General features: G+C 69.7%; 8 protein-coding genes and 1 pseudogene. 4 read left to right on the forward strand and 5 right to left on the reverse strand.

From position 1 onward, the window contains the following. Positions 1-39 precede the first annotated feature (39 nt). Positions 40-1,521, forward strand: a complete 1,482-nt coding sequence (locus ACYVKA_RS12415; protein ID WP_460705822.1) for a carboxyl transferase domain-containing protein — start codon at positions 40-42, stop codon at positions 1,519-1,521. A gap of 10 nt (positions 1,522-1,531) precedes the next feature. Here the strand turns inward: ACYVKA_RS12415 and htpX are convergent, their stop codons facing one another. From htpX to ACYVKA_RS12430, 3 genes are all read right to left on the reverse strand, one after another. Further along, positions 1,532-2,425 carry a zinc metalloprotease HtpX gene (htpX, locus tag ACYVKA_RS12420; RefSeq protein ID WP_460705824.1) on the reverse strand — a complete coding sequence of 298 codons (894 nt, stop codon included), beginning with the start codon at positions 2,423-2,425 and terminating at the stop codon, positions 1,532-1,534. 133 nt (positions 2,426-2,558) lie between these two features. Further along, entirely contained in the window at positions 2,559-4,652 is a 2,094-nt protein-coding gene (gene pta, locus ACYVKA_RS12425) for a phosphate acetyltransferase (RefSeq protein WP_460705826.1), read from the reverse strand. Between the two features lie 69 nt (positions 4,653-4,721). Beyond that, a complete protein-coding gene (locus ACYVKA_RS12430; protein WP_460705828.1) occupies positions 4,722-5,141 on the reverse strand; it encodes a hypothetical protein in 420 nt (139 codons plus the stop codon). Positions 5,142-5,221: 80 nt separating this feature from the next. Between ACYVKA_RS12430 and ACYVKA_RS12435 the strand changes: the two genes are divergently transcribed. The 3 genes from ACYVKA_RS12435 (at position 5,222) to ACYVKA_RS12445 (ending at position 9,803) form a co-directional block, all read left to right on the forward strand. After that, entirely contained in the window at positions 5,222-6,016 is a 795-nt protein-coding gene (locus ACYVKA_RS12435) for a deoxyribonuclease IV (RefSeq protein WP_460705830.1), read from the forward strand. 13 nt (positions 6,017-6,029) lie between these two features. After that, positions 6,030-7,868 (forward strand): AMP-dependent synthetase/ligase, encoded by a 1,839-nt coding sequence (locus tag ACYVKA_RS12440; RefSeq protein ID WP_460705832.1) that lies wholly within the window; start codon positions 6,030-6,032, stop codon positions 7,866-7,868. A 126-nt stretch (positions 7,869-7,994) separates the two neighbouring features. Continuing rightward, a complete protein-coding gene (locus tag ACYVKA_RS12445; protein ID WP_460705834.1) occupies positions 7,995-9,803 on the forward strand; it encodes an AMP-dependent synthetase/ligase in 1,809 nt (602 codons plus the stop codon). A gap of 13 nt (positions 9,804-9,816) precedes the next feature. Here ACYVKA_RS12445 and ACYVKA_RS12450 read toward each other — a convergent pair. Both ACYVKA_RS12450 and ACYVKA_RS12455 read right to left on the reverse strand, forming a co-directional pair. Beyond that, positions 9,817-10,400: pseudogene (locus tag ACYVKA_RS12450) on the reverse strand (isochorismatase family protein). A gap of 127 nt (positions 10,401-10,527) precedes the next feature. Further along, positions 10,528-11,352, reverse strand: a complete 825-nt coding sequence (locus ACYVKA_RS12455; RefSeq protein ID WP_460705836.1) for a C40 family peptidase — start codon at positions 11,350-11,352, stop codon at positions 10,528-10,530. Positions 11,353-11,456 lie beyond the last annotated feature (104 nt).

Genomic DNA, 11,456 nt, shown 5'->3' on the forward strand with positions numbered 1-11,456 from the left:
GCGCAGAACGGCCTGCGCCACCGTCCAGAGGAGTCCGTCGTGGCCACGCACCGCACGAGCGCCCGGGAATTCGTCGACCTGGTGGTCGACGAGGGCACCTTCCATTCGTGGAACCGTCCCGCCCCCGCACCCGCCGACCCGGTCTATGCCGCCGAGCTGGCGCAGGCCCGGGAGAGGTCCGGCCTGGACGAGGCGGTGCTCACCGGGCGGGCCAGCCTCGACGGCCACGAGGTGGTGCTGGTGGTGGGGGAGTTCGCCTTCCTCGGCGGCTCGGTGGGCCATGCCACCAGCGACCTGGTGCTGCGGGCCGTCACCCGCGCCACCGACGCGCGGCTGCCGCTGCTGGTGGCCCCCTGCTCGGGCGGCACCCGGATGCAGGAGGGCACCGCCGCCTTCGTGCAGATGGTCAAGATCGCCCACGCCGTGCAGACCCACCGACGGGCCGCACTGCCCTACCTGGTGCACCTGCGCCATCCCACCACCGGCGGGGTGCTGGCCAGCTGGGGCTCGCTGGGGCAGTACACCACGGCCGAGCCGGGGGCGCTGGTGGGTTTCCTGGGGCCGCGCGCCCAGCAGGCCATCACCGGGGAGCAGTTGCCCGAGGGGGTGCAGCGTGCCGAGAACCTGCAGTCCCGGGGCATCGTCGACGCGGTGGTCCCCGACGCACAGCTGCGCGGCGTCTGGGCGCGGCTGCTGGCCGCCCTGGGCACGCCGGCGGTCGAGGCCCCCAGCATCGACCGGGAGGACAGCACGCTCGCCGTCGCGGCAGACTCGTGGGAGGCCGTGCAGGCCAGCCGGCAAGACCAGCGCCCCGGCCTGGCCGAGCTGGTGCACTGGCAGGCATCCGACGTGGTGTGGTTCTCCGGGGCCGGCGACGGCACGGTGGACGGGGCGGTGCGAGCCGGTCTCGCGCGGATTGCGGGACGCAGCGTGGTGCTGGTGGGCCATGACCGCACCGTGCCCGTCGAGGAACGAGCCGTCACACCGGCAGGCCTGCGCCTGGCGCAGCGTGCCTACCGCCTGGCCGCCGAGCTGGGACTGGCGGTGGTCAACGTCATCGACACACCCGGAGCGGCGCTCTCGCAGCAGGCCGAGGAGGGTGCGCTGGCGGCCGAGATCGCCCGCACCCTGGGGCTGCTGGCCGACCTGGAGGTGCCGACGGTCTCGGTGCTGCTCGGCCAGGGCGGGGGAGGGGCCGCGCTGGCGCTGCTGCCGGCCGACCGCACCCTGTGTGCCGCCAATGGCTGGCTCGCACCGTTGCCGCCCGAGGGGGCCAGCGCCATCCTGCACCGCGACGGCTCCCGCGCCGACGAGATGGCCCGACGGCACCGGCTCTCGGCCGCCGACCTGCATGCCGACGGGGTGGTGCACGAGGTGCTGGGCGAGCCCTCGCCGATGGACGGCGAGGTCTTCAGCGCCGTGGTGACCGAGGCCGTCGGCCGTCACCTGGCCGAGCTGGAGGCGCTGGAGCCCGCCCTTCGGCTGGAGCTGCGCCACGAGCGCTTCCGCCTGCTGGGCTGAGCAGCCAGGGTCAGTACTGGGTCCCGCCCATGCGCTGGGCCTGCTGCTGCAGTCGCATGATGCGGTCGGCCGTCGGGGGATGGGTGGTGAACAGCTGGCGCACGTTCAGGCCCCCGAAGGGGTTGGCGATCATCATGTGGCTGGCATTGGCCAGCTGACGGGTGGGCTGCAGCGGAGCCATCTCCACGCCGCGCTCGATCTTGGCCAGGGCACTGGCCAGGGCCAGCGGGTCACCGGTGAGCTCGGAGCCGTCCTCGTCGGCGTCGAACTCGCGGGTGCGGCTGATCGACATCTGGATCACCGAGGCGGCCAGGGGAGCCACCAGTGCGGCCACCAGCACCCCGAGGCCGGAGCCGCGGTTCTCGTCGCTGCGTCCGCCGGAGAACATGGCGCCGAAGCTGAGCATCTGGCCCACCGAGCTGATCACACCGGCGATGGCGGCGGCCACCGAGCTGGTGAGGATGTCGCGGTTGTAGACGTGCATCAGCTCGTGGCCGAGCACGGCGCGCAGCTCGCGCTCGTCGAGCAGCTGCAGAATTCCCTGCGTGCAGCAGACGGCCGCGTGCTGCGGGTTGCGTCCGGTGGCGAAGGCATTGGGGCTGGCCGTCGGGCTCATGAACAGCCGTGGCATCGGCTGCCCTGCCTTGCCGGAGAGCTCCTCGACGATGCGGTACATCTCGGGTGCCTGCTCGCGGCTGACCGGCTGGGCCCCCATCGCGCGGATCGCCAACTTGTCGGAATTCCAGTAGCTGTAGAAGGTGGTGGCCACACCCATCAGGGCGAAGATCCAGATGAAGCTGGAGTTGTTGGTGAACGTGGCCATCGCGCCGCCGACCAGCAGCAGCAGGCCGAAGATGCCGCCGAACAGGGCCGCGGTCTTCAGTCCGTTGAAGTGCTTGTGCATGTCTCCCAGAACACCATGGCGCGCCAAATCCTTCCGTGAGGCCGGGCCCGGATGCCAAGGGGGACAGGGGGGCAGGAATGCCACGAGGGGCCGCCCGGATCGGACGGCCCCTCGTGGGGTGGTGCGTGATGGCTCAGAGCTCGCGCAGCGGCGATCCTGCGCCGGCCGGACGCTCCTGCGCCTGGATGGCGGTGATGGCGACGGTGTTGACGATGTCGTCCACGAGGGCACCACGCGAGAGGTCGTTGACCGCGCAGTTGAGGCCCTGCAGCACCGGCCCGACGGCCAGGGCACCGGAGGTGCGCTGGACTGCCTTGTAGGTGGTGTTGCCGGTGTTCAGGTCGGGGAAGATCAGCACCGTGGCGCGTCCTGCCACCTCGGAGCCGGGCATCTTCTTGTTGCCGGTGGCGGGGTCGACCGCGGCGTCGAACTGGATCGGTCCCTCGACGAGCAGCTCCGGGTCCTTCTCGCGCACGATCCGGGTGGCCTCGCGCACCGCGTCGACGTCCGGGCCGGAGCCCGACTCGCCGGTGGAGTAGGAGATCATCGCCACGCGCGGCTCGATGCCGAAGGCCTTGGCCGTCTGCGCCGAGCTGATGGCGATGTCGGCCAGCTGGTCCGGGTTCGGGTTCGGGTTCACGGCACAGTCGCCGTAGACGACGACCTTGTCGGGCATGCACATCAGGAAGGAGCTCGAGACGACGTTGACGCCCGGCTTGGTCTTGATGAACTCCAGGCTCGGACGGATCGTGTTGGCGGTGGTGTTCACCGCACCCGAGACCATGCCGTCGGCCATGCCGAAGTGCACCATCATCGTGCCGAAGTAGGACAGGTCGGCCATCCGCTCCTTCGCCTGCTCGAAGGTGACACCCTTCTTGGCGCGCAGGCGGGCGTACTCGGTGGCGAACTTGTTGAGCAGCTCGTCGTCGGAGGGGTTGACGATCTTGGCGGCCGACAGGTTGATGTCGAGCTTGCGGGCCCGCTGGTTGATCTCCAGCGAGTCGCCCAGCAGGACGATGTGGGCCACATTGCGCTCCAGGATCTCCGCGGCGGAGAGCAGGATGCGGTCGTCGGAGGCCTCCGGCAGCACGATGGTGCGCATGTCGTGGCGGGCCTGGTTCATCAGCTGGTTCTCGAACATGCGCGGGGTGCGCAGCTCGCTGGGGTGACGATCCAGCGAGTCGAGCAGCTGGGCCGCGTTGATGTTGTCGGTGAACAGTCGGCGCGACAGGTCCATCTTGCGCGGGGAGCTGGTGCGGGTGCCCTCGAGGCGTGCCAGGCGCTCGGCGGCCGCCAGCGTGGTCACCGTGGTGTAGGCGATGGGCAGGCGCTGGTCGATGGTCTGCAGCAGCTCGCGGATGCTCTCGGGAACCTCGTAGCCGCCGGTCAGGATGATGGCGGCCAGGTCGGGGAAGTCGTTCGAGACGTGGGCGGCCACCAGACCGGGCAGCAGGTCGGTGCGGTCGGCCGGGACGACGACCGTCTGGTCCTTCTCGAGGCGCTTGAGCAGGTTCGGCAGGGTCATGCCGGCCACCAGGATGCCCAGCGACTCCTTGCCCAGCTCACGGCTGCTGCCGCTCCACATCGTGGCCTGGAGGGCCTCCACCTGCATCTCCACTGTGGGCGCGGCCAGCTGGCTGGTCTCGGGCAGGACGCCGGTGACCAGGTCGGGGCGCAGGCCGGCCAGCGCGATGCGTGCCTCGTCGGCCAGCTTCGGGTCGACGCGGGTGGCGATGACGCCGAAGATCGAGTTGTGCGAGGCGGTGAACTCCTTGAGGCCCACCTCGGCGGAGCGCTTCACCTCGTCGACGGTGCGGTTCTTGCCGCGCACGGCCAGCAGCACCGGGGCGTTGAGGTTGGCGGCGACGCGGGCGTTGAAGTTCATCTCGATGGGGGCCGAGACGTCGGCGTGGTCGGAGCCCACGATCACCAGCGCGTCGTACTTGTCGCGCAGCTGGTCGTAGCGCTCGACGATCGTCGACATGGCCTGGTCGGGATCCTCGGCCAGTTCGGCGTAGCTGATACCGATGGCATCGTCGTACGACTGGGGCACGGCCTTCTGGGCCACCAGCGTGCGGGTGACGATGTCGTCATCGGCGTGCTTGACCAGCGGGCGGAAGACCCCGACGGACTTCACGGAGCGGGCAAAGGCTTCGACGAGTCCAAGAGCGATCGTGCTCTTGCCGACTCCACCTTCAGAGGACGCGATATAAACGGCTTTGGTCACGTCCCGAGACTATCCCCTCGCACCGCCGCCCCCAACCGCGGGAGCCACACTTGTCGCGGTGGTCCGTCCTCACCGGGGGGCGGCGCCGGGCATGCCGTGCTGCACCAGGTGGCCGACCACCAGGCCCGCCACCAGGCACAGGGCGCCTCCGGTGAGCACCAGCCAGTCGGCACCCCGCAGGGCGGCGGTGACGAAGACCAGCAGCAGGCCGGGCGCATAGGCCATCCAGAAGGCGCGCGTGAGGGACTGCTGCCGGGCCGCGGTGCTGCGGTGGGCGGTGACGAAGCGGGCGAAGACGCCGATGCAGATGGCCACCAGCACCAGGCCCAGCACGATCGCCACCGCCGGCACGAAGATCATCCACAGGGCGGCGGCCAGCGCGCCGGCCAACCCGAGCAGGACGAAGTGGAAGGCATACTTGCGGGTGGTTCGGGCGTCGATGGCGCGCACGCCCTCGCTGTCGGCGAGGGTGCCGGTGTTCTGGTTCATGCGTCCAGTCTGGCAAAGATCGCGGCGGGCGATGATTCGCACCCGTGCCCGATGTCGGGGCCGATGGGTAGGCTCGACGCATGATCCAGCTCGGTGCCCACGTCGACCAGACCAACCCGATTGCCGAGGCCGCCGCCATGGGTGCGACGGCCGTCCAGTTCTTCCTGGGCGACCCGCAGGGGTGGAAGGGCCCGAAGATCGCCTATGAGGGCGGCGCCGAAAAGCTGCGGGCCGATGCGCAGGAGGCAGGGGTCGAGCTGTGGATCCACTCGCCCTATGTGATCAACCTGGCGAGCACCAACAACCGCATCCGCATCCCCTCGCGCAAGCTGCTGCAGCAGACCGTGACGACCGCCGCCGAGATCGGCGCCGCAGGGGTCATCGTGCACGGCGGCCACGTCACCAAGGACGACGATCCGGCGGTCGGTTTCGACAACTGGCGCAAGGCGATCGACGGGCTCGACATGGCCTGCCCGGTGCTGATCGAGAACACCGCCGGCGGCCAGAACGCGATGGCCCGCCGTCTGGAGCGCATCGACCAGCTGTGGACGGCGATCTCCACCGCCAAGGGCTTCGAGCAGGTCGGTTTCTGCCTGGACACCTGCCATGCCCACGCCGGCGGCAACGAGCTGGTCGGATTGGTCGAGAAGGTGAAGGCCATCACCGGGCGCATCGACCTGGTGCACTGCAATGACTCCCGCGACGCCTTCGACTCCGGCGCCGACCGCCATGCCGCCCTGGGGCAGGGGCAGGTGGACCCCGAAGGGCTGGTCGAGGTGGTCCGGCTCGCCGGATCGTCGATCATCCTCGAGACCCCCGGCGACGCCGCATCGCACGCCACCGAGATCGACTACCTGAAGGAGAAGCTGGCCTGAGAGCCGCGAGCGCATGACCATCGACGAGAACACCACCGCACCAGCAGCCACAGCAGCACCAGGAGAGGGCTACCACCTGGCCAGGATGCTGGTCGACTCCGCCCAGCGCTTCGACCAGCTGCCCGCCTACCGCACCGAGGCGCCCGACGGCAGCTGGCGGACCACCAGCTACCGCGACTTCCACGCCCAGACCCAGCAGATGGCCTGCGCGTTGGTGGGCATGGGCCTGCACCCGGGGGAGCGGGTGGCGGTCTTCAGCGCGAACCGTCCCGAGTGGTCGATCACCGACTTCGGGACGCTGGCGGCCGGCGGCATCGTCGTGCCCATCTTTGCGGCCTCCAGCGCCCACGAGGTGCGTCATGTGCTCGACGACTCGGGCGCCCGGATCGTCTTCGTCGGCAGCGCGCGCGAGGCGGAGGTGCTCGGACGGGCACTGGCCGGGGCCTCCGAGGCCTTCACCGTCGTCGGCTTCGACGAGATCGACGGGCTGGACTCCTTCGAGCGCGTGATGGCCGGCGCCGACCGGTCGCTCCTGCCCGAGGTGGAGTCCCGCACCGCCGAGGGTTCGGCCAGCGACATCGCGACGATCGTCTACACCTCGGGCACCACCGGTCGCAGCAAGGGCGTGATGCTCACCCATGGCGGCTTCGGGCAGCAGTCCGAGGCGATCGACGACTGCTGGGACTTCCGCCCCGGCGACCAGTCGCTGTGCTTCCTGCCGCTGGCGCACTCCCTGGAGCGGCTGTGGACCTTCCACGTCTACCGCTCTGGCTGCCTCAACACCTACTGCACCGTCCCGAAGCAGGTGGCCCATCTGCTGGCCAAGGCACGCCCCAACCTGCTGGTGAGCGTGCCGATGCTCTTCGAGAAGATCATGGCCGGCGCCAAGGAGCAGGCCTCCAGCCCGGTGGCCGCACGCACCATGCGGTGGGCCCTGCGCGTCGGGGGACAGTGCCAGCGCGCACACCGCAAGGGCAAGCGGCCCCACCTGTGGTGGCGCTCCCAGCTGCCGCTGGCCGACAAGCTGGTGCTGTCGAAGATCCGCGGCGCCGTCGGGGGAAACAAGAAGCTGATGGTCAGTGGCGGGGCGCCGCTGCGCCGCGAGGTGGAGGAGTTCTTCTCCGCCGCGGGAATCCTGCTGGGGCAGGGTTATGGCCTCACCGAGGCGGGCCCGATGATGACCATCTACCGGCCCGATCACTACAAGCTGGGCACCGTCGGCTTCTGCATCAAGGGTGGAGAGCTCGGCATCGGTGCCGGTGGTGAGGTGCTGGTGCGCGGCGGCAGCGTGATGAAGGGCTACTGGAACCAGCCCGAGGCCACCGCCGAGGCCATCGACGCCGACGGCTGGCTCCACACCGGCGACGTCGGCTACGTGGACCCCGACGGTTTCGTCACCATCACCGACCGGATGAAGGACCTGATCGTCACCGCCAATGGCAAGAACGTCGCCCCGCAGGCAGTGGAGGCGGCGCTGATGGCCGATCCGCTCTTCGAGCAGGCTGTCGTGGTGGGTGACGCCCGGCCCTGCCTGGTGGCGATCCTGCAGCCGAGCCCCCAGGGCTGGGAACAGATCGCCGTCGAGCTGGGCCTGGAGGGACTCTCGCCGGAGCAGCTGGCCGTCGAGCCACGGGTGCGTGAGCACCTCAGGGAGCGGGCGGCCGTGCTGACCCAGGACCTGGCGCACCACGAGCAGGTGCGTGACGTCGTGCTCAGCCATGGGCGTATCACGATGGCCAGCGGATTGGTCACCGCCACCATGAAGGTGCGGCGACGTCTTGTGGGCAAGGAATTCGCAACCGAGGTGGCCGAGACCTACCGGGAACTGGCGGAGCGCAGACGACGCAGCTGAGGCTTCGCGGGCCCCTCAGCCGGTGGCGGAATGTGGTGGCTGGCGTGGTGAATGTCGTGATCAGGTGCCACAATCTAGAAGTCCTTCCTACGGAACCGTAGGTTTCACTCCTCCTGGAGGATCGCAATGGAGCATCTCGCCCACATGTTCCGCTCGACCGTCGCCGAGCACGGTCAGCGGCCCGCCACCCGCATCCGCCAGGACGACCACTGGCTGGTGCAGAGCTTCGACGAGCTCGACGCCGCCGTGCGCCGCAGCGCCGCCGCACTGGTCCATGCCGGGGTCAAGGCAGGCGACCGGGTGGCGATTTTTGCCAACAACTGCCCCGAATGGCTGCAGGTCGACTTCGCCTGCATGACCATCGGCGCCATCCCCACCCCGATCTATGCCACCAGCACGCCCGAGCAGATCCGCCACATCATCAACGACTCCGGCGCCAGCTTCGCCTTCGTCGGCGGCCCCTCCGAGGCCGAGCGCTGCCACTCGGCCCGCGACCAGATGCCCAGCCTGCTCGGCATCGTCAGTTTCGAGGCGACCGAGGTGGACCAGGTGCGCAGCCTCGCCGACTTCGACGCGCTGGAGGGGGCCGACCTCGACGCGCTGACCGAGGAGGTGGAGCGCCGCTTCGCCGCCGTCCGCCCCGAGGACCTGGCCCGCATCATCTACACCTCCGGGACCACGGGCGATCCCAAGGGTGTGATGCTCGAGCACAAGGCCGTGATGGCCCAGAGCGCTGCGCTACGCAAGGGCCTGCCGATCACGCCCGAGGACCACTCGCTGTCCTTCCTGCCCTTCTCGCACGCCTTCGAGTTCGCCTTCACCATGCTGAACCTGGAGTGTGGCGCGATGGTGACGTGCGTTCCCAATGCCAAGGACGTGGCCGACCAGCTGGTGCTGGCCAAGCCGACCCTGATCGCCAGCGTCCCCAAGCTCTACGAGAAGGTCTACGCCACCGCCCACGCCAAGGTGGCCGACGACCCTGTGCGCAAGCGCATCTTCGACTGGGCCCTGAGGGTGGGCGGCCAGTGCCAGCGCGCCCACCGCAAGGGCAAGCAGCCCAACCTCTACTGGCGTTCCCAGCTGCCGCTGGCCGACAAGCTGGTGCTGTCCAGCATCCGCGAGGCGATGGGTGGCAACAAGACCGTCATGGCCTGTGGCGGGGCGCCGCTGCGCATCCAGGTGGAAGAGTTCTTCTCGGCTGCCGGGCTGCTGATCCTGCAGGGCTACGGCCTGACCGAGGCCTCTCCGCTGGTGAGCTTCAACCAGCCGACCGGTTTTCGTTTTGGCACCTGCGGCCCCGTGATGGACGGCGGCGAGATCGGCATCGGCGAGGGCGGTGAGATCCTCTTCCGCGGACCCAACATGATGAAGGGCTACTGGAACCAGCCGGAGGCCACCGCCAAGACCATTGACGAGGACGGCTGGCTGCACACCGGCGACGGAGGCTACGTCGACAATGACGGCTATCTGGTGATCAATGACCGCCTGAAGGACATCATCGTCACCCTCAACGGCAAGAACATCGCCCCGCAGCCCATCGAGGGACTTCTGCTGGCCGATCCGCTGTTCGAGCACGCCGTGCTCCTGGGTGACAACCGGCCCTGCCTCACCCTGCTGGTGAAGCCATCGGCCCCGCACCTGGCCGAGATCGCCGAAAAGCGCGGCATCACCTACACCAGCCCGACCGAGCTGATGGAGAACTCCGAGGTGGTCGAGGAGGTCCGCCAGCGCGTGCAGGCCCTCACCGCGAAGCTGCCCAGTCACGAGCAGATCCGCGACCTGCGCGTCCTGCTCGACGAATTCACCATGGACAATGGCCTGCTCACCCCGACGCTGAAGGTGAAGCGTCGCGAGGTGGAGAAGCGCTTCAGCGAGATGGTCGACGAGATGTACGCCAAGCTGGCCGAGCGTCGCAAGGGGGGCCAGAACAGGTGACCCTGCGGCGGGGTCAGTCCTCGTCGGGGTCGGCCAGGCCGAGCTGGACGTCCTCGGCGTCCTGCTCGGCCTGTTCATCGGCCTCCAGCGCCTCGATCCGGTCCTCGTCGTCCATCCGGCCTGCGGGGCGGAAGTCCACCTCGGCGGCGCGGCAGACGCGCGCGTCGACCTCGGGCAGGTTCGTGGTCCACACCAGGCGGTTGGCCAGTGCCACCAGCTGTTCGGCGGTGAAGTGCAGCTGCTCGTAGGAGCCTTCACGGGTGGTGTGCGCGTCCTCGATCAGCGTGACGTCGTAGCCACGGTGCAGGGCGCCCATCGCTGTGCTGTGCACGCAGGAGTCGCTCTGGGCGCCGGTGATCCACAGGTGGCTGGCGCGGGCACCAGCTCGGGCACGACCTGCCAGCCCGGGCTGGCGGCGTCGAGGCCGCTCTCCTGGTGCCGCACCCAGACCACCGGAGTCCCGGCGATCCTGGCCCGGGCCACCAGGTCGGCGATGGTCTCGACGACCCGGTGCGGCTGCCAGCACCGGGCCATCACGTCCACCTGGACGTCGACGACCAGCAGGGCATCGCCGGTGCGGCTGGTGAAGGTGGTCATGCCGGGCTCCTCGGGTTGGGATGGGCATGATCCTAGAACCTTGCTGAACGGGGTTGTGGCCGGCTCCCCCGAGGGAGCCGGCCACAACCGGTCTATGGTGTGTTGTCGGCCGTGTGGCCGCGCCGGGTCAGGCGGGACGCACGGCGCCCGAGACGGGCATGGTGCCCATCGAGACCTTCTCGACGCTCTTGCCGGGGCGGGGCGCGTGGATGACGTCGCCGTCGCCGACGTAGATGCCGATGTGGCTGCCGCCGTAGAAGATCACCAGGTCGCCGGGCTGCAGGTTGCTGGTGGAGACCTTCTGCAGGCCACCCCACTGCGCGTAGCTGGTGCGCGGGATGCTCACGCCCGCGGCGCGCCAGGCGGCCCGGGTGAGGCCGGAGCAGTCGTAGCCGCCGTTTCCGGTGCCACCGTAGGAGTACGGGGTGCCGAGCTGGGCGTGGGCGAAGTTGACCGCGGCCTGGGCGCTGGAGGAGCTGGGTGCCGAGCTGTTCACCGAGGAGGTGACGCTGCGGGCGCTGCTGGTGGCGGCCAGGGCGCGCACGGTGCTGGCGCTGCTGGAACCCAGGGCGTCGAGGGTGCGGGCGGTCGCGCGGCCGGTCACGGTGATGCCCTTGGAGGCCTGGAAGTCCTCCAGGGCACCCTGGGTGATGGTGCCGAAGTAACCCGTGCGGGGAACCTCGAAGCCAGCCCGGGTGAGCTGGGCCTGCAGCTGGCGAATGGCCTCGCTGCGGTTGCCGAAGACGAGCCCGGAGCGGTCGGGTGCCTTGGTGGCCTTGACGGTGCGGGTCTGCTGAGCGGGGGCCGGCTTGGCCGAAGCGCTGTGCGAGCTGCCGCCGTCGTTGCCGCTGGGCGCGAAGGCCTGTGCGGAGGGAGCGGTCGCCATCAGGGAGCCGCCTCCCAGGGCGACGGCTGCGACGGCGGTGCTGGTGCTGATGCGGAACTTCGACATGGTCTTCCTTTGCTGGCGGGGCCTGGGGTGGGAGAGCCCGCCCGGTGGGGTTGGTCTTTCGGTGTCCGTTGCTGTCGCTGGTGCGACGGAGACCGACACTACGT

Source organism: Luteococcus sediminum (genome assembly GCF_054783495.1).